Origin of the sequence: Rubinisphaera italica (genome assembly GCF_007859715.1) — a bacterium.
GTDB classification, from domain to species: domain Bacteria; phylum Planctomycetota; class Planctomycetia; order Planctomycetales; family Planctomycetaceae; genus Rubinisphaera; species Rubinisphaera italica.
Genome location: NZ_SJPG01000001.1, coordinates 4,650,047 through 4,672,864, shown reverse-complemented (window position 1 = coordinate 4,672,864; position 22,818 = coordinate 4,650,047). Strand labels below are relative to the sequence as shown.

The 22,818-nt window shown below is 49.5% G+C and carries 19 protein-coding genes; 7 read left to right on the top strand and 12 right to left on the bottom strand.

The window, feature by feature from the left end:
* Positions 1-12 precede the first annotated feature (12 nt).
* Positions 13-1,644, top strand: a complete 1,632-nt coding sequence (locus tag Pan54_RS17645) for a PP2C family protein-serine/threonine phosphatase (protein WP_146504732.1) — start codon at positions 13-15, stop codon at positions 1,642-1,644.
* Positions 1,645-2,231: 587 nt separating this feature from the next.
* Here the strand turns inward: Pan54_RS17645 and Pan54_RS17640 are convergent.
* The 4 genes from Pan54_RS17640 to rpsO all read right to left on the bottom strand — a co-directional run bounded on the left by Pan54_RS17640 (position 2,232) and on the right by rpsO (position 7,036).
* Complete coding sequence (locus tag Pan54_RS17640) at positions 2,232-3,323, bottom strand: FAD:protein FMN transferase (protein WP_146504731.1); 1,092 nt, start codon at positions 3,321-3,323, stop codon at positions 2,232-2,234.
* Positions 3,324-3,326: 3 nt separating this feature from the next.
* Complete coding sequence (locus tag Pan54_RS17635; protein ID WP_146504730.1) at positions 3,327-4,067, bottom strand: sensor histidine kinase; 741 nt, start codon at positions 4,065-4,067, stop codon at positions 3,327-3,329.
* 273 nt (positions 4,068-4,340) lie between these two features.
* Positions 4,341-6,503: a polyribonucleotide nucleotidyltransferase gene (gene pnp, locus Pan54_RS17630; RefSeq protein ID WP_242631360.1), complete on the bottom strand. Its 2,163-nt coding sequence runs from the start codon at positions 6,501-6,503 to the stop codon at positions 4,341-4,343.
* A 263-nt stretch (positions 6,504-6,766) separates the two neighbouring features.
* The gene (gene rpsO / locus Pan54_RS17625; RefSeq protein WP_146504729.1) at positions 6,767-7,036 is read right to left on the bottom strand and encodes a 30S ribosomal protein S15; all 270 of its coding nucleotides are present in this window, start codon (positions 7,034-7,036) and stop codon (positions 6,767-6,769) included.
* Positions 7,037-7,541: 505 nt separating this feature from the next.
* Here rpsO and Pan54_RS17620 point away from each other — a divergent pair.
* Complete coding sequence (locus Pan54_RS17620; protein ID WP_146504728.1) at positions 7,542-8,144, top strand: hypothetical protein; 603 nt, start codon at positions 7,542-7,544, stop codon at positions 8,142-8,144.
* Between the two features lie 16 nt (positions 8,145-8,160).
* On the opposite strand, the gene Pan54_RS17615 is transcribed toward Pan54_RS17620, so the two are convergent.
* The 5 genes from Pan54_RS17615 to Pan54_RS17595 all read right to left on the bottom strand — a co-directional run bounded on the left by Pan54_RS17615 (position 8,161) and on the right by Pan54_RS17595 (position 12,679).
* Entirely contained in the window at positions 8,161-8,514 is a 354-nt protein-coding gene (locus Pan54_RS17615) for a DUF5615 family PIN-like protein (RefSeq protein ID WP_146504727.1), read from the bottom strand.
* Positions 8,511-8,735 carry a DUF433 domain-containing protein gene (locus Pan54_RS17610; protein WP_207310171.1) on the bottom strand — a complete coding sequence of 75 codons (225 nt, stop codon included), beginning with the start codon at positions 8,733-8,735 and terminating at the stop codon, positions 8,511-8,513. The genes Pan54_RS17615 and Pan54_RS17610 overlap by 4 nt, the downstream gene beginning before the upstream one ends.
* 73 nt (positions 8,736-8,808) lie before the next feature.
* A complete protein-coding gene (purB, locus tag Pan54_RS17605; protein WP_146504725.1) occupies positions 8,809-10,239 on the bottom strand; it encodes an adenylosuccinate lyase in 1,431 nt (476 codons plus the stop codon).
* A gap of 98 nt (positions 10,240-10,337) precedes the next feature.
* Positions 10,338-11,825 (bottom strand): signal recognition particle protein, encoded by a 1,488-nt coding sequence (ffh, locus tag Pan54_RS17600; protein WP_146504724.1) that lies wholly within the window; start codon positions 11,823-11,825, stop codon positions 10,338-10,340.
* A 266-nt stretch (positions 11,826-12,091) separates the two neighbouring features.
* Positions 12,092-12,679 carry a hypothetical protein gene (locus Pan54_RS17595; protein WP_146504723.1) on the bottom strand — a complete coding sequence of 196 codons (588 nt, stop codon included), beginning with the start codon at positions 12,677-12,679 and terminating at the stop codon, positions 12,092-12,094.
* 207 nt (positions 12,680-12,886) lie between these two features.
* On the opposite strand from Pan54_RS17595, the gene Pan54_RS17590 reads away from it, so the two are divergent.
* Together Pan54_RS17590 and Pan54_RS17585 are read left to right on the top strand one after the other, a co-directional pair.
* Complete coding sequence (locus tag Pan54_RS17590; protein WP_146504722.1) at positions 12,887-13,468, top strand: hypothetical protein; 582 nt, start codon at positions 12,887-12,889, stop codon at positions 13,466-13,468.
* 268 nt (positions 13,469-13,736) lie between these two features.
* The gene (locus Pan54_RS17585; protein ID WP_146504721.1) at positions 13,737-14,102 is read left to right on the top strand and encodes an acyl carrier protein; all 366 of its coding nucleotides are present in this window, start codon (positions 13,737-13,739) and stop codon (positions 14,100-14,102) included.
* Between the two features lie 256 nt (positions 14,103-14,358).
* Here Pan54_RS17585 and Pan54_RS17580 read toward each other — a convergent pair whose 3' ends face one another.
* On the bottom strand, positions 14,359-15,342 hold the full coding sequence (locus Pan54_RS17580) for a dockerin type I domain-containing protein (RefSeq protein WP_146504720.1): 984 nt from the start codon (positions 15,340-15,342) through the stop codon (positions 14,359-14,361).
* Positions 15,343-16,118: 776 nt separating this feature from the next.
* Between Pan54_RS17580 and leuC the strand changes: the two genes are divergently transcribed.
* The 3 genes from leuC (at position 16,119) to Pan54_RS17565 (ending at position 18,847) form a co-directional block, all read left to right on the top strand.
* A complete protein-coding gene (gene leuC, locus Pan54_RS17575; protein ID WP_146504719.1) occupies positions 16,119-17,540 on the top strand; it encodes a 3-isopropylmalate dehydratase large subunit in 1,422 nt (473 codons plus the stop codon).
* A 182-nt stretch (positions 17,541-17,722) separates the two neighbouring features.
* Positions 17,723-18,313 carry a 3-isopropylmalate dehydratase small subunit gene (gene leuD, locus Pan54_RS17570; protein ID WP_146504718.1) on the top strand — a complete coding sequence of 197 codons (591 nt, stop codon included), beginning with the start codon at positions 17,723-17,725 and terminating at the stop codon, positions 18,311-18,313.
* Positions 18,314-18,628: 315 nt separating this feature from the next.
* Positions 18,629-18,847 carry a carbon storage regulator gene (locus Pan54_RS17565; RefSeq protein ID WP_146504717.1) on the top strand — a complete coding sequence of 73 codons (219 nt, stop codon included), beginning with the start codon at positions 18,629-18,631 and terminating at the stop codon, positions 18,845-18,847.
* Positions 18,848-18,942: 95 nt separating this feature from the next.
* Here the strand turns inward: Pan54_RS17565 and Pan54_RS17560 are convergent, their stop codons facing one another.
* Complete coding sequence (locus tag Pan54_RS17560) at positions 18,943-20,187, bottom strand: cytochrome P450 family protein (RefSeq protein ID WP_146504716.1); 1,245 nt, start codon at positions 20,185-20,187, stop codon at positions 18,943-18,945.
* Between the two features lie 92 nt (positions 20,188-20,279).
* On the bottom strand, positions 20,280-22,121 hold the full coding sequence (locus tag Pan54_RS17555; RefSeq protein WP_146504715.1) for an OPT family oligopeptide transporter: 1,842 nt from the start codon (positions 22,119-22,121) through the stop codon (positions 20,280-20,282).
* Positions 22,122-22,818: the final 697 nt, after the last annotated feature.

Here is a 22,818-nt window from a genome sequence, read left to right as displayed (position 1 = left end):
AGACGAACTTTCATGAAACCGAATCGACTTCCCAAGACTGTCGTTCTGACTGTTCTCATCCTGACACTGATCATCGCCATCATGTCATTGGGCGGCTGGGGAATTAGTTACACGGCAGGCTGGACGAACTCCAAATCCAGAGTCGAAGTGTCAACAACTGCTGCAATCCTGACCTACTACGAGATGTCAGGTCCGTTCTATCACACGATACTGGAGTGGACTTCGGTTTGCCTGGCGATATTTACGGGAATTTTGTCCATCGTGCATTATCGGCTCAAGCGCGATGTCACCACTCCCATTATTGGCACGGCTCTGTTTTTTTCCGGCATGCTCGATGCGTTCAATATTCTGGCAGCAGATCGTCTGGTGTTCGCGGTCAAAAATCTGCAAGACTTCATCCCGTTTACCTGGGCGGTCTCGCGCACATTCAATGTCGCTATTCTGACCGCTGGTACGCTTCCCTTTATCGTGCGTAAGAAACTTCCTGCCCGCAAAGCGACAAAAAACGATGCCCGCTATCTCATTCTTGTTGGCTTCCTGTTTGGATTGGTTGCCTATGTCATCATTCATTTTTTTGCCGTCATTGTCAGTGTTCCCGATTCGCAATATCCCGAACTCTGGATTTCCCGCCCCTGGGAACTCATTCCATTTGTGTTCTGGATGTTTCTGGGAACAACGGTTTTCCCTAGATTCTGGAAAAAATTTCCCAGTCTGTTTTCACATAGTCTGATACTGTGCGCCATACCAGCAGCTCTGCTAAACGTGGTCGCCGGATTGGGATCCAGAGAGTTGTTCGATGCCAACTTTTTCAATGCGTATTATCTGAAGATCCTGGCCTACGGCACCCCCTTGATCGGGCTCTTGCTCGATTACAAAAATGCTTACCGGGCGGAAATGGAACTGGAAAAAACGGCTTCGAAACTGGAGGCCGCTAAAGAAATCCAACAGAGTTTGCTCCCCGATGATCATCCGGAAATTGCCGGAATCGATGCCGCTGGCTTTTCCTATGCGTCTGAAGCCGTCGGGGGAGACTATTACGATTACCTGCGACTGGCGGATGGTCGTTTTGCATTTGTTGTGGGTGATGTCAGCGGTCACGATCTGGCAGCCTCGCTGCTGGCAGCTCAAACGCGGGCCTATCTCAGAGCTTACGTTAACTCGCATGGCGATCTGGTTGAAGTCATGACTCGGCTCAATCAGGCCCTCGTTATCGATACGCAACACCGTCGATTTGTCACGATGTTTCTGGCTGCAATCGACAAAGACCTTCGTAGTTTTGAATATATTGCAGCCGGACATCAGGGTTATCTCGTTCGACATGATGGACAAATCGAAACTCTGGATTCCAATGTATTGCCAGTCGGTATGACCAACGAAAACAAAATGCAGGTCAATAAAATTTCAAGGCTGCATCGGGGAGATACCGTACTCGTTGTGACCGATGGCATTACCGAAGCCGTTTCTCCAACGGGAGAACAATATGGACTGCAACGTCTGCTCGATTTCATCAGTGTGGAACACGAACGCAGCGTCAAAGACCTCGTCGAACTTCTGCAAGCCGATGTGAACCGCTTCTGCGAAGGTAAGCGACCAACAGATGACGTGACCGTACTGCTCGTTCGCTGGTTAAGAAACATCCCCTGACCTCAGAAGAGACAAGCATGAAGCGCAAGCGAGTGAGTTTATTACGTTCTGACACACTCGCTCACGCTTCGTGTCTGTATTACTCTCTGCAAAGGACCTGCATAAGGCGAAGCAAAAATGACTCACAACGTCCTGCAGGAGCAACCACCAGCGTCTCAGACGAGTAGTATTTCAACTATCGCTAAATGTCGTGTACGTTCAGAGGTTTGGAGCAGGCAAACTGCCTGCGGTGTAGCGATTTGAGGGTGACATTTAAAGCTCGAAAGAGCAGTAGGGTGCGTCTCGACGCACCTTTCACTCTTTTCCAATTTCACGTGAATGGTTTATGCTCGTGTATGAACACTCATAGAAAGGTGTGTTTAAACTCACCCTACTGCTTCATCCATCGCTAAATGTCATCTCATTCTGAAATCTGAAATTCAACACCATATTTCACACTGCCGGGCAAGCCAGCAGTGGCACACATCAAACGAAAAATTTGCGATCGACCAGGCACGAAGCAAAATGCCTCACAGCGTCCTGCAGGAGCAAATACCAGCGTCTCAGTCTTATTGCGAACATGCGACTGCCCCGGTTAAGCGGAACGCTTATTGCCAGTGAAGTCGTTTTTCGTCGATGTGGATCGAGACGGGTTCCAGGCGTTTTCCAGCGGGAGGGTTGGGAAAAATGAGAGCGGCGATTTCAGGATGCTGCTCGCAATAGGCAATCGACTCTTCCAGAGGCAGCACATAGAAGGCGGTGGAGAGAGCATCTGCAATGGCTGCATTCGGAGCAAGAACAACAGCGTTGAGAATATGCTCGACCGGCCAGCCTGTGCGGGGATCGAAGATATGACCGTATCGCTTTCCTTCATGCCGAAAGAATTGCACACCGCTTCCGCTGGCTGAGAAAGCCTGATCCTGCAAAAGGATGGTCGCGATTCGCTTATGAGGTGCCTGAGGATGACGTATCCCCACGGGCCAGCCTAAAGGTGTGCTGTGAGTGCCCCGTGCCAGAATGCTGCTGTGTCCACCGTGCAGCAGAAAATTTTCGACTTGCTCCTGCTGTAGAAAATCAGCGACTCGGTCGAGCGCATACCCTTTGCCGATCCCGCTCATATCAAGCCCTGTCAGTTCATTTTGAAAGGTGATGACATGGTTCTTTGAATCAAGCAATACATCGCGATAGTCGCTCGTGATGACTGCCGCTTCAATCTCCTGTGCATCAGGCACTTTCCCCAGGGACCGATTTGTTCTCCAGAGAAGATTGAGCGCGCGAGCTGTCGGTGTGAATGCACCATGTGTCTGCTGAGCGAGTTGAATCGACAGCTCAATCAGCTTAAAAATCTCTGCTTCAACGGTTGCTCCGCCCTGTCGAGCCGCTTCATTAATGGCGAGCAGGTCGCTCGTTTCGCGATACACCGTCAACTGAGTTTCCACTTCGTGAATAATGTCGAGTGCATCAGTGGCCGTGATCACTTGTCGGCGATTCTCCGATGGATTGAGGATCAGCGAAAATTCACAGGCCATCGCTTTTGTCGATAAGCGGACTGTGTCTCCAGAACCGCGTGCCGATTTCTCCTGAGACCCCAGCAGTTCGTCAGCGATCTCCTGACCACGACGTTCGAGAGAATGTCGGATCGCTTTGCCTGTCAAAAGGTCTCGCCTGCTTGAACCGGGGTTTGGATTGTCTTCGGACATTTGCTAATCACTTTTAGGCAGGACAGGCAAAGTTATTCGAAATCGGGTTCCTTTATCGATTTCGCTGGCACATTGAATTTCTCCCTGATGAGCTTCGATAATTTTACAAACCGTCGGCAAACCTAAGCCGGAACCCCCAGTTTTTGTCGAGAAAAACGGGTCAAAGATCTTTTCCCGTACATTCTCGGGAATGCCTTTGCCTGTATCGATGATTTCCAGAACCACCTGATCGTCTGCCAGATAAGTTTGAAACTCGAGCACGCCTCCATCAGGCATAGCTTGCTGAGCGTTCCGTGTCAGGTTGAGCAAGCCCCGACGAAAAAGAGCTTCATCAATTTGAACTGCTGGCAAATTCGTCCCGAGATGCGGCGAGATTTCGATGCTTTGTTGTGAGAGTTCCGGTTTAATGAATTCGATCAACTCCGAAACAAACTCTGAAACATCGACAGCCTGAAAGTTCAATTCCATGACACGAGCAAATTGCAGAAAGTCGTTCAGGAAATCCTCCAGCCGATCGCATTCGGTTTGAATCGCTGCCAGACGCTTAACCATGCGCTGGTCTCGTGGATCGTCGGCTCCATCCAACTCTTCTCGTAAAACACCCAGATTGAGCGAAATGGTGGAAAGAGGATTGCGAATCTCGTGGGCCAACCCGCCCGCCAGTTCCGCAATTTCCAGATAACGTGCCCGAAGTTCCTGCTCGGTATCATTCAACGTCGAATTGTCAGAAGAAGTGTTTGTCATGTCAGACATTCTGATCGACCTGGATTTCTACGAACGGTAAATACGAACCTCAGTTTATCATGAGATTAGACGAAATCCCAACTCATGCATAACTCTATTCCAGACGAGCCACTGGTAACTGGTCAATACAAGCACGAAGCGCAAGCGAGTGTGTCATCGCTTAACTGGACTCGCTTGCGCTTTGTGCTTGGAAAAAAATCTCTGTCCACAAAAAAACGCAGCCGGAATGACAATGCACTCCCGCTGCGTTCTTGTATTTGTAAAACCTGACGATTAGTCGTCGAAGCTCAGATCTTCTTCATCTTCGGAATCATCATCGTCTTTCGCCTTTTCCTCTTCCGCATCGGGCAGCAGAGCTTTGCGGGAGAGTTTGACGCGATTCTGCTCGTCAACCGCGATGACTTTCACTTCGAGTTTATCGCCGATTTTCACAACGTCGCCAACATTCTTGACGAAGCCATTCGACAATTCACTGATGTGACAAAGTCCATCTTTGCCTGGTGCGATTTCAACGAATGCTCCGAAATCTTTGATCGCAATAACAGTTCCGTTGTAAACACGACCAACGCGAACTTCTTCGGTCATTGCTTCAATGCGAGCTTTGGCATCTTCCGCTCCGGTTCCCTTGGAAGCAGCAATTGTCACGGTTCCGTCGTCGGAGATATCGATTTGAGTGCCGGTATCTTCCTGAAGCTGACGAATGTTTTTTCCGCCAGGTCCGATCAGCAGACCAATTTTTTCAGGATCGATTTTGACAGTTTCAATTCGTGGAGCCAGCATCGAAATTTCTTTGCGGGGACGACGAATTTCAGTCAGCATCGAACGGAGAAGTTCGAGGCGAGCCTTGCGGGCCTGCTCCAAAGTCTTCCGCATGATCTCTTCATTGATCCCATCAATTTTGAGATCGAGCTGAATCCCGGTGATTCCCTTTTGGGTTCCGGCAATTTTGAAGTCCATATCGCCGAAGTGATCTTCATCGCCGATGATGTCAGTCAGGAGAGCGTACTTGTCGCCTTCTTTAACCATCCCGACAGAAATACCAGCGACAGGCTGTTTGATCGGCACACCGGCATCCATCAGAGCCAGAGTCGCGTTACAAACAGAAGCCATTGAGCTACTTCCGTTCGATTCGGTAATATCAGAGATAATTCGAATCGTGTATGGGAAAACCGATTCATCTGGCAGAACCCATTGAACAGATCGTTCTGCCAAAGCTCCGTGACCGATTTCGCGACGTCCTGGTCCTCGGATCGGACGACATTCGCCAACCGACCACGATGGGAAGTTGTAATCGAGCATGAATCGCTTGGTATGCTCGCCGAACAGGTCTTCAACCCGTTGTTGATCGCGAACGGTTCCGAGTGTCAGCGAAGCGATCGACTGAGTTTCACCGCGTGTGAACAGGGCAGAACCATGAACGCGAGGAGTAATACCGACCCGGCAGGAGACATCCCGCAATTCATTGGGAGAACGACCGTCGAGACGATGACCATTCACGGTCAAATCACGACAGGCCTGCTTGTCAACCTGATAGAAGGCTTCTTTGAAATCGCCGATGGTGCGACCTTCGCTATCTTCCTCGGCTCCCTCAGGGAAGTACTTGTCAATCAGTTCCTGCTTGATTTCAGCGGCTGCCGCAGAGCGTTCCGTTTTTTTCGGATTCTGTCGAGCCTTCTTCAAATCATCGAGGGCATCTTTGCGAACGATGGAGACGAATGGGTTCTCAGCCGGGCTGGTGAATTCATTCTTCTCGACGCCGACTTTGCCAGCCAGTTCTTCCTGCAATTCGCACAGGTCGCCAATCGCTTTGTGAGCGAACAGCAGAGCATCAATCATCACATCTTCTGGAATCTGGCGACCGAAACCTTCGATCATCAGAATCGATTCCCGATTACCGGCAACAACCAGATCCAGATCGCCCGATTTGGTCTGTTCGTCGGTCGGGAAGAGAATCAGTTTGTCATCGACCATACCAACCCGCACGGCTCCGATTGGCCCCTGGAAGGGAATCGGTGAAATACACAGAGCGGCACTGGCTCCGTTGATCGAGAGGACATCCGAGGGATTTTCCTGATCACTGGAGAGCACGACAGTTTGAATTTGAACTTCGTCACGGAATCCCTTGGGAAACAATGGGCGAAGGGGACGGTCGGTCAATCGAGCCGTCAGAATTTCGTGAGTCGAAGGACGACCTTCCCGTTTAATGAAACCACCAGGAAACTTCCCGGCTGCGGCATAGCGTTCGCGATAATCAACAGTCAGTGGAAAAAAGTCGATCCCCATTCGAGCGGGACCTGTTTGAGCGGCGACCATCAAGCTGGTCTCGCCGTATTGAACCATGACAACGCCACTGGCCTGTTTCCCAATTTCTCCAGTCGTCATTTTCAGCTGACGACCTGCGATTTCCTTCTCAACAACAATTTGTTTTCCTGACACAGATTTTCTTTCTTTTTTCTATCGATATTTAGCAATGAATTCACGGCTACTTTCATCAGCAGCCAGCCTGCAAGCGTTCGACAACATTTTCGTTAACAAATCAACGACGCAGTAATACAGAAATGCGTCCAGCATCGACCTGAAATCCACAGCGGCTTCCCGGGAATTCAGATCATCAATTCGGCTATCAATCAGTAGCCATTCCACCCTTACGCAAGGCGGGTAAAAGAGAAAACCCGACGAAAACTCGCCGGGTTAAACCGCTACTTTCTCAAACTGAGTCGCTCAATCAGGGATGCGTAACGTGACGGATCCTTGGCTCGAACATAATCGAGCAATCGGCGACGACGGCTGACCAGCATCAGCAGACCACGTCGGCTTGCAAAATCTTTGCTGTGAGTCTTCAAGTGAGCGGTCAACTCGCTGATACGATGGGATAAAACGGCAATCTGAACATCGGGCGAACCGGTATCCCCTTCGGTTCGCTTATAATCATCAATCAGTTCCTGCTTCTTCACTTTGGTGATTGACATACCTTAAAACACCCTTACAGAAAATCTACAATAATGAGTGAACATCCCACTCGGAATTCGGCAACTTCGCCGTCTTTTAGAATCGCGCCAATTCGCGGAATTCGGTACTGTAGTCAGATCTCAACAGTTTTTCAACTAGAGAAGACCATTCCAGATCATTTCGCGATCAAAAAAATGAGTCCCGCTTAAAACTTACCTAATTTCACAATCACGAATTGCATAACAATCTGTAACATTCCCTCACTACAGTGTACATTTGCCAAATGAGACGGCATGATAAAGCCGATTATGAACCGCTAACAAAACTGATTTCAGTCTAAATGATCTGGGGTGCCGGGGACGCTCCGCGTCAGCGGAAGCCCCCGGAAGTTTTACGATTCGGGGGCTTCTCTTCGAGAGCGCCTCGCCACCCGTGATTTCATACGACTAAAACGAATTTAATTTCGTGTATTGTTAGGAGTTCTATAACTGTTCTTTCCTTAAATTTCACCCAAAGGAATCTCCGATGCAACGCTTATCATCGTCCCTGCTGATTTTCAGCCTAATGCTTGTTGGTCTGGCCAATACCGCTTTTTGTGAAGACTACCGAGATAAATCGGGATTTTCATTCACCCATCCTACCGGCTGGCTGCCGATCAATGGATCGCTCAAATCCGAACTCATTGATGGCGGGATAACCGATACCGCCAAAGACTACCTGAAAAAGCAAAGTTTCGATTTCGAGAAAATTAAAGTCCTGCTGATCCGAAATGGACAGGATGATTTTCTCGAAAACGTGAATGTTGTCGTCATCGATAGTAAACTTCCGGCCACTCAGGAATTTGCCGATCTAATCGTGAAAATTCTCCCCCAGCAGTACAAGCAGATGGGCATGAAAGTCGATAACTTCAAATCAAAAATTCAGACCTTCGGCTCCAACAAAGGAGTGATTGTCGACCAGCGGATGAATCCCTCAGAAACGGTCCCCAATACCTTGAAACAACGTCAGTTTTACATGGCCAGTCAGAATGAGGACAAGAGTTACATCATCACCTACACCGCGACACCCGAAACCTTTAGGGATCACGTCAAGACATATGAGGAGATCTTGAAAAGCTTCGCGGATTGAAGATTTGGCATAGTAATTATTGATGCAGGATTAAATCGGCTTGAGTCAACTCGACACAATCGACTTGCTGAAAGGCAGATTCCAGTTCGATCAATTTGTTCTCGAACAATGTGAGTAATGCATTGTTCGAGAGATTTCCTGTTTTCACCCACAAAAATTGCTTTGGTGAACCTGTTACCAAGTGGGAATCCAGAAAGTCACTGTCTTTCGAGACTACTGCTCTGTTTTGACCATCTGCAATCTGACTAATTTGATCATCAGTCGTGCGATTTGCTTCAGGTAGCTCAAGTGTATGGATCGAGTCTTGCCCAAGCTCATTAAGACGTTCGGAGAGTCGTTTAGGCAACTGCGCATCGACCAACCATTTCATATGGAAACCTGTGTTGTCGATTTCACATCACTTAAGCGAGCCGCATACTGCAGGCATGCAGTAATATCGTCCGCTTCCAGATCTGGATAATCAGCCAGGATCTCAGGAACCGACATTCCCGAGGCCAGCAACTCAAGAACCATCGTAACTGGATACCGCAATCCCCGCAGACAGGGCTTGCCATGACAGATTTCAGGATCAATCGTAATTCTTGAGATCATCCTACTGCTCCAGATAAATGATTCACTCGCTTCCAGTTCATCATATGCAGATCTTGATGCAATTGAAACGGCACTAAACATCCAAATCTTCGTTTCCACGCTTGAGCGCCTCCGCAAAATCCTTACGGATGGGCTCAATATAATCCCGCAGAAATTCATCGACCTGCTCCGGAGACCGACCGATATACCGTTTCGCATCCAGCGTAGCCGCCAGGTCGATTTTGGAGAAAGCTGCGTCTTTCGTCAGCCGTTCGATCAAATCATTCGGCAAGCCTTCTTCTTTCACGACTTTCGACGCCTCGTGACTGTAAACACGAATCAGCTCATGCAGTTCCTGACGATCCCCGCCAGCCGCAACGCCCGCCATCAGAATTTCTTCGGTCGCCATGAATGGCAATTCCGCATTCAGATTCTTCTCGATCACTTTCGGGTAAACGACCAACCCATCGCAAATATTGCGATAGATGATCAGGATCGCATCAACCGACAGAAACGCCTGCGGCAACGAAAGCCTTCGGTTGGCCGAATCATCGAGCGTGCGTTCCATCCACTGGGTCGCCATCGTTTGATCGGCATTCGCCTGCAGCGACATCGCAAATCGAGCGAGCGCACACATCCGCTCGGACCGCATCGGATTCCGTTTGTAAGCCATTGCTGACGAACCAATCTGATTCTTCTCGAACGGCTCTTCCAATTCTTTTCGATGCTGCAGAATCCGAATATCCGAACCCGCTTTGTGAGATGACTGAGCAATCCCACTCAGGCTGGCCAGCACTTGAGCGTCAATCTTGCGGGAATAAGTTTGCCCGGTGACCGCATAGGAACTCTCAAACCCCATCTTCTCGCAAACGAGTTTGTCGAGAGCAGCAACTTTGCCGTGATCGCCTCCAAACAACTGCAGAAAAGTCGCCTGTGTACCGGTCGTCCCTTTAATGCCCCGCATTTTCAGCACTGCGAGTCGATGATTGATTTCATCGAGATCGAGCACAAGATCATAACACCACAGCGTCGCCCGTTTGCCGATGGTCATAGGCTGAGCCGGTTGCAGGTGAGTGAAACCGAGGCAGGGGAGATCGCGATATTTTTTCGCGAACTTCGCCAGCTGATCGATCACATTCACGAGCCTCTCGCGAACGAGCATCAGGCTCTCGCGAATCTGAATCAACTCCGAATTGTCGGTCACAAAACAGCTGGTCGCTCCGAGGTGAATAATCGGTTTGGCAGCCGGGCATTGATCTCCCCACGTATGCACATGAGCCATCACATCGTGACGAACATTCTTCTCATGCTTAGCCGCACTCTCAAAATCAATATCATCCAGACTGTTACGCAACTCATTGAGCTGAGCCTCCGAAATATCCAGCCCCAACTCCTGTTGAGATTCCGCCAGCGCCAGCCACAGCCGCCGCCACGTCGAATGTTTCTTCTGAGCAGACCAGATGCCACTCATCTCACGAGAAGCGTAACGGGTATTGAGCGGATTTTGGTAGATGTCGTGTGTCATTTAATGTGGGTTTCGGGTTTCGGTATTCGGGTTTCGTATGTTCAAGTGAGGCAATCTGTGAATTCGAAACCCGATACCCGAATCCCGAACCCCGACAATCACCGATTCTTCTTCCGCGCCTTCCGTGCCTGCTTCCGCTTATCTTTCTTAATCTGCTGCAGTTTCTTCTCATCAGCTGGGCCGCGTTTGCTGCGGAGTTTTTTATCGGTGATCCGTCCGCCTGGGTCGGCCATGCCCATTTTGGAGAGTTCCTGGACGGCTCGCATTTTGTCGCGGACACCCATGCCGGCCATCTTCTGCATCATGCCAGCCATGTCGTTAAACTGCTTGACCAGATTCCCGACCGCTCCCGGCTCCGATCCACAACCCCGGGCAATTCGATTACGTCGGCTGCGGTCGATCAAATTCGGGTTTTGACGTTCCTGGGGCGTCATCGAAGAAATCATCGCTTCCATGCGGCCGATTTCTTTGTCCGGATTCATCCCGTCGGTCTGAGCCATCATGTCAGCCATGCCACCCATGCCGGGAATCATTTTCATGATTTCGCCCATCGAGCCGAGCTTCTTGATCTGCTTCATCTGCTTGTGGAAATCGTCCAGGGTAAATTTCCCCTTGGCCATTCTTTCCTGCTGCTTCTCCATCTCCTCGGCATCGAACTGCATCTGGGCTTTTTCGACGAGCGAAACAATATCGCCCATCCCCAGAATTCGACTCGCCATACGATCCGGATGAAACAGTTCCAGCTTGTCGAGCTGCTCGCCAACACCGATAAACTTAATCGGCACGCCGGTCACCTGCTTCACACTCAACGCCGCTCCACCACGGGTGTCGCCGTCGAGTTTGGTGAGGATCGCTCCATCGAGTTCGAGAGCTTCGTTGAACGCTTTCGCCGAGCGGACCGCATCCTGACCAGTCATCGCATCGGTCACGAGCAACACCTGATCTGGGCTCAACTTGCGATCGATTTGAGACAGCTCTTTCATCAATTCCGCATCGACATGCAATCGACCGGCGGTATCGAGAATGACAGTATCAACCGAACTGGTCTTCTTCGCGGCTGCCACACCATTCTGGCAAACTTTGACCGGATTATTCCCTTTGGGATCTTCCGCATGCACCGGCACCCCAACCTGAGCACCAACGGTTTTCAGCTGTTCAATCGCACCCGGACGCTGCAAGTCGGCTGCGACGAGCATCGGTTTGCGACCTTCAGCCAGCAACATTTTGGCGAGCTTGGCACAGGTCGTCGTTTTCCCGGACCCCTGCAGACCACACATCATAATGATGCTGATACCCGACTTCCGCATATGCAGCGAATGGTCGACAGGCCCCATCAGGTTGATCAGTTCCTGATGAACAATCCCGACAATCTGCTCGCCCGGCTTAAGCGACTTGAGAACCTTTTCCCCCAGAGACTGCTGCGTGACCGTCTTTATGAACTCATCAACAACATCATAGCTGACATCCGCTTCCAGCAGCGCCTGCTTAATCTCCTGAATCGCCTCTTGAATATTGGCTTCATTAATACGGCCACGCTGCAAATTGCCCAGCGCACTGCCTAAACTCTTTGTAATGGACTCAAACATGAAGAAGTTGCCTGTTCATAATGTCAGGCCAGTCTTAACCGAAGAACGGGTAGTTTATGGAATTGCAATTCGACTCGCAAGCAAACCAAAAAGGCGATTGAGAAAATGATTTTGCAGTTCATTAGGCATGGAGAGCTAATGGTAAAGCATCTTGTACTTCCAGGCCCCAACCGACAAAGTCGGGCGGGACATCTTACGACTGGCAAAAAAGCCCAGAGTCAAATAGCACGAAGTCTGAGCCTTAAGAGGTTGCTCGGCTTGGTGTATTAACCATTCTGAAAGTCCTCTTTCGCAATCAACTCACAAGACGAAAGAAAACCGTTGAGACCCTCCATCCTGTCGCGTAAGTTCTTTTTGTTTATCCAGATTGGAAGTTGTGAGTAGTCATTTACAGTCTCGTCAGTGTTTTGGTAATAGCGGAACGTCTGGCCGGTTCGGTCAGTGTTGTGAAGTTCTAGAATTATCGTTTCGGTCGCAAGGATTAGGTCTGGATCATCACCCATATCCTCAATTAAATGTTTGGCCTTATTCCACAGAGGTTGAAGTGAATGCCCTTTCAACACTTTAACAATTGATTTAGTTTCTTTAACTCTCCCGGTTTCAATACAGTACTTAAGTATATTCTTCAAACGAATTTCAACCGAATGCCGAAAGAGATAGCACACTGGAATAATTAAATAGTCCTTGTACCTGTCTTCGCACTTGGAGTTATCAATCAATGTGATTGCAGCATCATAAAATGCACCCGCTTGAGGTTGATTACGACAGAAGAGACTTTCACGGTGGAAGTCACTATCTACTTGGTCTGTTTCGGAAAACAGTTTGTCACCAAGCTTGGGCCAATTATTTTTCATAATGTTATCACGACACGTAATTACTGAGGTGGTTCTATATTTGCAAAATAAACTTTGCCGCGGATGGAACCGGTTGATGCGAATCAACTACCGCGAATGGCCCTGACAGATTCTCTCAGGACGGCATAGCCGTAAGCAGGACTTGGCAGAACAGTTCATTTAACTGAAAGCATCTGATGGACTTCGTCCACTCAGATATTATAAGACATGTTACAAAAAATTCTACATTTTATAATGAAGCGACAGTTTTCAAAGTGGTTGTCGACGCCGTTTGAGCTTGGTGAAAAGCCCAGGCGTATTCATATTCGTTATGAAGCTATGGTCAAAATAGATGGACACGATGATGTAGAATATGTAACTCTTTTAGATTACGAGATGCGAGATGGTTCTCAGGGAGGAGGATTTAATGGTCCATGCTGTTTTTCGTTTTGCGACGTTGATCATGATAAAGTAGAACCTGAAGACCTGATAATATCATATTTAGGTATGTATCTCATGATCTCACAATCCCCAGAAGAAGTTCATCAACTGGAACCTGAAGTAGAAGAAACCATTGAAAGTATTATAAAAAAATCCGGTTTCGAAGATGTTGAAGTGCATGAATCTATTATTTGCAATGAGGTTCTGTACACGCTTTTCAATGCAAAACTTAACAGTCATGAATTTAAGGGGTGTATTTACAACGGTGATGAAATAGTGTCATTTGAGGAAAATAATGCTTTATCTAATATTCCAGCATATTATTATGCGTATGGGAAAGATCGAATAGAATTTCAAATCGAAGAATAACAAAATATAGAGTGGCCCTGAAAGATTCTTTCAGGGCGGCGCACTGGGTAGCACCGGTTGATGCGAAGCAGCGACCGGTGTGACAAAGTCATAGGAGGCTTCCACTTGTTAAGCACAGCAGACCCTACTGCTCTAACGAACCTTCTCCTGATTGACAGAGATCGATTCCTCAGTCGATATTGAAAAATGTGTTATACAGAATGTCAAACTTTATGAGACAGAAGCTAATCCTGTCCATCATGAGTTATCCAGCAACCGAGGCAATGAAATGAGACCGATTCCGTTGCTTATCGTGAGTGCCACACTCGCACTGCTCGTCGGATGTGGCGGCTACTCTGACCCACCTGCAGGTGTCCCGGCTCAAGTCGAAACCCGAGCAATGGTCAAACAGATCATCGCCAGGCAATTCAACGTCGCGGAGGACACGTTCAGCCTTGCTGATCCAATAATGGGGAAAAAACTTGGTGCCGATGAGCTGGATCTGGTCGAACTGGTTATGGAACTCGAAGACAATTTTCAAATTACATTACCCGATGCCGTATTGATCGGCTCCGAGTCGGACAGCGGATTTCAAGCTGGCCTCACCGGCCAACAACTCGCCAACCTTGTAGAAGGTGAGCTACAGAAAAACTGAATTGCAAGCCGTAATGCTGGTTCCGCGTTTTATTCGGTGTATGTGATCGCCATGCTGGTCGGCATCCTGCAACGTTTGCCATCATCGTGGGTGGCGATGGAAGATTCTATAACACCCACTCGCAGTTTGGAGATGGAAGATGAATTTGGCTTACATTAGAGATGAAGAGCGAACGGTGTAACATCTTGTGCTTTCAGCACCCTACCGACAAAGTCGTTCGGGTCACCATGCTCCACGATACAGAGAGTTGCAGAACTTATTGCCTCATTTGATTTCGCCAGATGTTGAAGTCCTGTGCATCGACCGTTCCATCAGAATTGGCATCCCCGCCGCTGTTCGAGAATTCAGTTGCTCCCAGGTTGTTTCGCCAGATTAAATAGTCGGATCCATCCACATAGCCATCACGATTGAAGTCTGCATTTGAACGACCGGGGCGAAACTCAAATCCAACAGTCACACCTGTCGAGTTGCCCGAAGCCCCCGTTACTCCCCCCGTCTGCAGGATGAACAGATTCGTAATCAGATTGAATTGTCCGTATCGGGTTTCTGTGCCCGCGCCCGCTGTAATCCGTCCACCAAACACACCATCATCTTCCAATTCGGAGACTCCCGTTCCCACCGGTACGAAATACTGCGTTTTGTTCGGGTTGAACGTCGTGAAATTCAAGTCCGTTTTCGTTTTTCCCAAACCTGCACCAGCTCCGACAAAGAGCTCTATTAACTGATCTCGGCTCTCCGACCGAATTTTCGTCCGAAAGAGGCAATCGAGGTGAAATTGATACAGGTCCACAGAATCAATCTCGGCCTGCAGTCCACCTCCGATCGGCTCGTTGAGCTGGAAGTCGTCATTTCCGTGAGCACGAGAGTAAGAAAATCCCCCCAGAATTTCGAAACTGTTAATCCGTGTGGGAGACGCAATTTCGCGAACGGAAATAAATGGGACTTGAACTTCGAAACGGGTGCCCGGATTCAGCAACGTACTGAAGGCTCCGCCGGTATAAAGATCGCTTCCCACAGTGATTTTTGCGGCATCAATGCCGGTATACCCTCCTGATGAATCCTCTGGATCGAATATTGAACTCAAAGCAAAATTCGATCGACCCGTCTGGCGATCCCCAATGATGAGTTCACGCTGCCCGCGACCAATTGGATTCGACGCATCGATGGAACGCAGCTGTTGTGCATAAACATCGACTGAGCACAATACAATCACGCAAAAACAAAAGAGGATTCGGATCATTTTCTAAGGCCTCGAGAAAGAATGAGTTAGCACTACTATTCGAATCGACAGGTAGCCTCATTTCACTTGACATTTATCATATGATCGAATGAATCCCTGTAACCGTTAAAGTCCACAATAACACGTGGAGCGACAAGTGGAACTTGCAGGTGGCTGGGCAACGAGTAGCACCGTTTGATGCGAAGCAGCGACCGGTGTGACAAAGTCACAAGAGGCTTCCCCTTATGTCTAGTAAACATGTCCCCGCGGGTGGCTAAGTCAAGTAGGGCAGGCTCCTGCCTTATGTGGAAGGTCGTACGCGAATGGCCCTGAAAGATTCTTTCGGGGCGGCGTAGCCGTAAGATTCTTCACGTCCAACTCACTATTAACTGAAACCCTCTTATGGACTTCGCCCACCCAGATAGCAGAGCTATCTGGGCCACCCGAGAATTTCCCTCAGTTCATTATTATTCGCCTGGAATATGACCGTATGGGCACATCCTCAGAGCACCCATCAATATCCACCCATGCCTGATCGATGTGACTGATGTGGATTCCTTCTGGCCTTAAAACAGTGGGATCTCGATTCTGGCGAACTCTGTCGACTTGCTCTTGTCTCGCTTTTGTGTAGAGTGAATAAAATCGTCACTCTGTGAGATAAGTGCATCGTGTACGAACTGCTGTGGCAGTGTAGGCGAATTGCATATTACGCGATTGGAATGGAAAGACATCGAGCGGGAATCGCTTTCGGCTCTGTCTGCTTTGACGAACTGTCCTCATCAAATTTGAAGGTCATAATGAGCGAGAAAAAGAATCTGTTTAACAAGGTCTGGGATCTGCATAACGTCGGCACCTTGCCGACCGGACAAACACAATTGTTCATCGGTCTGCATCTCATTCACGAAGTGACCAGCCCGCAGGCGTTTGCCATGCTTCGCGAGCGGGGTTTGAGCGTGATGTATCCCGAGCGAACGGTCGCGACAGTCGATCATATTGTGCCGACGGATGATCAGGCGCGGCCATTTAAGGATCTGCTGGCTGAGCAGATGATGTCTCAAATCGAGAAAAACTGTCGGGAATTCGGCGTCACTCTCTTCGACATCAGCGACTCTCGTCAGGGAATTGTCCACATTGTCGGCCCGGAACAGGGACTGACTCAGCCCGGATTGACGATCGTCTGTGGAGACAGTCATACCTCGACTCATGGGGCATTCGGTGCAATCGCCTTCGGAATCGGCACCAGTCAGGTTGCCGGCGTGCTGGCGACACAGACTCTGGCACTCGGCAAGCCGAAAGTTCGCCGGATTGAAGTGAATGGCGAACTGAATCCCGGCGTTTATGCCAAGGACGTCACACTGTACATCATTCAGAAGCTGGGTGTGAAGGGCGGCATTGGTTATGCCTATGAATATGCGGGCGATGTATTCGACCGGATGACGATGGAAGAGCGGATGACGGTCTGCAATATGAGCATCGAAGGGGGTGCCCGTTGTGGATATATCAATCCGGATCAAACAACCGTCGATTATTTACGCGGTCGTCCGCAGGCTCCTCAGGGGGCAGATTTCGACAAGGCAGCCGAGTGGTGGCTGAGCCTGGCTTCAGGGCCGGATGCCGAATATGACGATGTCGTGACCTTCGATGCGAGCGATATCGAGCCGACCGTGACTTGGGGAATTACGCCGGGACAGTCGATCGGCATCAACGAGAATGTGCCGACGCTCGATAGTTTTGAAGAGGATGACCGGGCCGGAGCTCAGGAAGCTTACGAGTATATGGGCCTGGAAGCGGGGCAGTCGCTCAAAGGTGTGAAAGTCGATGTGACGTTCATCGGCTCCTGCACCAACGGACGTATTTCCGATCTTCGAGAAGCGGCTCAACTCGTGAAGGGTCACAAGGTTGCTCCCGGTGTGAAAGCACTGGTTGTGCCTGGCTCTCAACTAGTACTGAAACAGGCCGTTGAAGAAGGTCTGGATAAAATCTTTGAAGAAGCGGGCTTCGAGTGGCGAGCAGCCGGTTGTTCGATGTGTCTGGCGATGAATCCGGATAAATTGAAGGGCCGCGAGGTGTGTGCGTCTTCCAGTAACCGCAACTTCAAGGGACGTCAGGGTAGCCCGACAGGCCGAACCTTATTGATGAGCCCGGCTATGGTGGCAGCCGCTGCGATCAATGGGCATGTGGCCGATGTCCGGGAAATGATGGAACCTGTCGGGGTTTGAGATGACCAGTGCCACTCGCTAAATAAACGCGGGTGGCGGGGGCGCTCTCGAAGAGAAGCCCCTGAATGATAGAACTTCCGGGGGCTTCCGCAAAAGCGGAGCGCCCCCGCTACCCCAATTAATAATGATCATAGTCGATTCCGGTGCGTCTAGATGCACCCTACAGTTATAGAGGTCGAGCAATGAACGAAATCAAACAAGTTTCCGGCACCTGCATTCCTTTGATCCTGGATGACATCGATACCGATCGCATCATCCCGGCTCGATTCCTCCGCTGCGTCACCTTCGATGGACTTGGCGAGCATGCATTTGAAGATGACCGGCAGCAGAATCCGAATCATCCCTTCGATAATGCGAAGTATCAGAACAGTTCAGTGCTGCTGGCTGGCCGCAACTTTGGGTGTGGGTCATCCCGTGAACACGCTCCTCAGTCGCTGATGAGATGGGGAATCAAGGCGATCATTGCGGAATCATTTGCGGAGATCTTCTTCGGAAACTGTACCGCTCTCGGGGTTCCAGCTGTCACAGCCAGTTCAACAGATGTGGATGAACTGGGCAGACGGGTCGAAGCCGATCCTCAACTGGAAGTGAAAGTCGATCTGGTCGCGAAAAAGGTGACTGCAGGAGATTTCTCGTGCGACATCGATATCCTCGACTCTGCTCGCGACGCTTTGCTCTCGGGTCAGTGGGATTTTATGACTCTCCTGCTGGAAAATCAGGAATTCATCAAGCAGACCGCGGAAAAAATTCCTTATCTCAGTCAGTTCGCTTGAGCAAATTCTTGCAAAATCCGTGCAATTGTCGTCATTGTCTGATTTTGCAGCACTTGATCTTGGTTTAAAACGCAACAGAGCCTGATTTTCCCTGAACGCAGAGCTTTCAATTGGGACGCTCTGCGATCAGTCTGTGTCCAATAACTAAAATAGTGGTTACCAATCAACCACAGCATCTACGCCCCAGGCTTCTTATTGCCCCCATTGTTACAGTTAATGGGATATATACGAGTTTGGCACACTGTGTGCACATGTCCGAACCGTTGCTCGATTCTTGAGCTTTTCTATTAGCGGCATATTTCCACGGAGGGTTCGATGCTTGTATTATCACGAAAACTGAATGAGCGAATCATCATCGGCGACTCAATTGAGATCAAAGTTCTGAAGATCTCGAATGGTCGAGTTAAACTCGGAATCGAAGCCGATTCCTTTATCGATATCCGTCGTGGTGAAATCGATCTGGATCTCTCGGAAGCCGAAGTGCCACAGAGTACCAAGAAAACTCAGTCTGTCACTCTACAGGTTGCTTCGTAGAGATTATCAATGCCGGCAGAAGCATGAGGCGAAATCCAGTCCGTCAATTTGCGATCGATACAAGAGACGGACTCGCTTGTGCATCGTGCTTATTGTCAGCCGAATTGAATCGGTAAGGCTTGAGGACGTCGGACACCTTTTTGTTTGCTCCATTGGACATCTTCTGGAGTAATAGCCAGTTCCAGGTTCTTCAGTTCTGACCATAATTTTTGAAACGAAACCCGCGCTTCGAGTTTCGCCAGTTTCATACCCAGACAGACGTGAATTCCCGCTCCGAAAGCAATGTGCGGATTCGGTTTGCGGGTGATATCGAATCGATCTGGATTTACAAAGACCGTAGGATCGACATTGGCAGCTGCCAGGACCGCCATCAAGACGTCTCCCTTTTCCAGTTCGGCTCCATAATAATTCATCGCCTCAGCAGCACGCATCGGTTTAGTGAATTGCACTGGGGATGTGTAACGCAGAATTTCGTTGATGGCACTTTCCATCAGCGAATCATCGCCCAATAGCCGTTCCTGCTGATCACGGTGCCGAAAAAGTTCGAGCATGCCGTTGCCAATCAGGTGGGTTGTCGTCAGAAACCCCGCAAATAACAGCAGCACCGCCATTGCAACCAGCTCATCTTCGGTCAGTCGCTGCCCATCGCTTTCCGCCTGCACCAGTTCCGTCAATAAGCCGGGGCGTGGAGCGTCTCGACAAAGTTGAATTTGACCACGCAGATACTTTTCGATTTTCCCAAGCGAAGGGACGAGTTTCAGAAAGCCGATTAGTCCTGGTTCGATCGCAAACTTCTCCGCCCAGTTGCCGAACCGAGAGCGATCCGCTTCGGGTAATCCGAGCAATTCTGCGATGACGGCTATTGGAAATCGCTGGGCATATTCGGCCATCAAGTCGACAGACTGACCAGTCCTTCGATGTTTTTCACGCATCTCCTGAATTAATTCGTCTGCCATTTCCTCGATGCGAGGCTGCATCTGTTCGAGACTTCGTCGAGCAAATGCCTGTTCAACGAGGATTCGCAAGCGACGATGATCGGGCTCATCCCGCAGAATCATGCCCGAAGCCATCACCCGCAAACTCCGCGGCATCCAGAACGGAAAGTAACCTCGCTGACCTTTGCCAAGACTGGCCGGGTCGCGAACAAATCGCTTCCGATCTTTGAGCATCTCATTAACGGCTGCATGAGAAGAGACCATCCAGACATTACCCAGAAAGGGAAACTTCGAGCGAACAATCGGCCCCTGTTCGAGGAGTTCATGCAGAATCGGGTAAGGATTCCGTTTGAACTCCTGCGAATAAAGTTGACGGGCAATTTCATTGGACATGAAGTTGGACAATCATAATATTCCTGCCCCCAGACTCCTGTCAGAGGACAGGAATACAAGCACGAAGCGCAAGCGAGTGTGTGAATCTGGCCATTATTTGACGATTACTGCAGCCCAAGATACTGTAGTAATTCACGGATACGCAATTGAATATCACCAAATGCATGAATTCCAACAATCGTCAGCCCCGCGTTCACAATACCCATCAAACCTTCGCCGGCGATCAGTCCGGAGGCGAGGGCGAAGTTGTATTTCTGAGCGGCTGCTGGCGCGATCGCTTTCCAGATCAACCAGACGACCAGGCCGTAAAACATCACGAGGGAATAATAAGCTGGGACGATGAAAGCGATGCCCATTGCCAGTCCACTCGGGACGAAGTTGGCGATCGATTTAATTTGTCGTAGACCTGCAATGGCTAGCCCAATGATGCCGGCAATAATGATCGACTCTTCGGCAAATGGAGGCAGGGCTCCGAAGCCTTCGTTCAGAATGACAGCCATCGCTTTCCAGGCCATCGCAGCTGGAGCCGGGAGTTGTTCGCTCCCCAATTCGTAAGCCTTAGTAAAGATAAAATAGACAGGAACTGCGAACAGGATTCCGACACAGATTCCGCATAACTGGGCGATAAATTGTTTACGAGGAGCGGCTCCGAGCATCTTGCCCGTTTTCAGATCCTGCATCATGTCAGCTGCTTGGGAAGCTCCTGCAGAAGTAATCGCGGCTGCCATCAGGTTAGTCGAGATAGAACCGGGTGCGATGCCTCCAAAAATCAACTGCGTCACTTTTCCCATTCCCCCAATCGGATTGATATCGGTTTCTCCAGCAGAACGCACGGCTACGATTGAAAGGATAAAGGAAACCGGAATGGCGATGAGTGTTAAATACCAGGGGATATCGAAAACGAACTGTGTGATGATAATGGCCAGAATGGATCCGCCAATCAAGCCGCCAATCCACCAACTGTTGGGGATGTGCCCGGAGACGGTTTGTTCTTCATCGAGACTTTTGGCGACGGGCATTGTGAAAGCATTCACAAATGTTTTCCAGGAGAAAGCAAGGGATCCGAGAGCTTCTGAAACCATCAGAGCCACACCCGGCCAGAGTAACCAGCCACGGGGACCATTTTCATAGGCCATGATTGGTCCTGGTGCCCACTCCATAGATTGACAATAAGGTCCTAGACTTCCCCAGCCGAGAATCGCTCCGCCGACTAGAGAAAGCACCACGCGCGGGCCGATCAGAAATCCAGCTCCCAGCAGCGAGGGACCGAGATAAACTTTGAATCCCCAGGCAGCCGCTACCGCCAAATATGCTACTCCGGGAACCCACTCCCATTCATGAATGGGAGGCTGTTCGAGTTCCGGAACAAAGTGGTAGGCCAGAGTAAACAGACCTGCACAAATCCCGGCTATCACCAGTACGCGAGCTTTAGCTAGAGCATCAGCTGCATCTCCATACATGGCAAGAATCGTTTCGGCAGTCGCCGTTCCCGTCGGAAAGCGGAGCTTATCGACATCGATCACCTGACGTCTTAATGGCACGGCAAAGAAGACACCCAGGAAGGCAACCGAAACCGACCACATCATCAAGGCGTACCAGCTGAAGTTATAACCAAGCAGCATCATTGCCGGAATTGGGGCCAGCAAGCCAGCTGCCGAAGACATGTACCCAGCTGCGGAGCCGGAGGTTTGTGCGATGTTGGTTTCAAGAACCGAGAGTTTGCGGTTCAACAGCGAGAAGATCGAAAACCCGAGGACAGCGGAGATAATCGAAGCCCCGAACGCCCAGCCGATTTTCAGGCCAATATAAATGTTCGTGCAGGAAACGATACTGCCAACCAGACATCCCACAATGACGGCTCGAGCGGTCAATTGTCGTTCCGAAGGCTCCGGAAAATAAAGCTGTTCAGACTCCTGTTCCTCAATTTCGATTTCCACATCTGCCATCTGGGCTTCCCTTTCCTATTGTCTGTGATTCACCGAAGTTCACACGATAAGAAGTGCAGAAATTTCGAACAATGCCAAATGAGGTTGAAAGCGAGTTGAGTGGGGAAGAGTTGAATTTTGAACCACGGATGCTCCCAACCCGGCGTAGCCATAACCGATCACCAGGAATTGAAGAAAATAACCGCCAAGACGCCAAGGGAAACAAGAAGTTCTTTGAAATAATAATTTTGGAACCACGAAGACACGAAGGCACAAAGAAATTTATGAATCATGAAAAACAATCACGAACATGATGATGAATTTGAGGTAATATTGTTACAGAACTCTTCGTGCCTTTGTGTCTTCGTGGTAAAATAATCAGAGCAACAAGCTCCTGTTTCACGACACTCTCGCCTGTGTGACGGAAGACGACGACGGGTGGCTGGGGTCGAAGCGAAGCGGAGCCCCCAGATATTCCGCTACCATAAACTGCAAATTACAGTAGTAGCACAGTTTATTTTTATCTGCGTTGATCCGCGTACATCTGCGGTTCTAACTGTTCCCAGGTTTGACTTCTGAAACGAGTGACGGTTGAACATCATTAATCATTGTAGAAATGGAAATCAACGCTCGATTGTCAGAATTACATCGTCAATTCAGTGAACGGATGCTGTATTCCGTGTAAGGCTTACAAGGCAGAATTTACAGGGCTGATCGG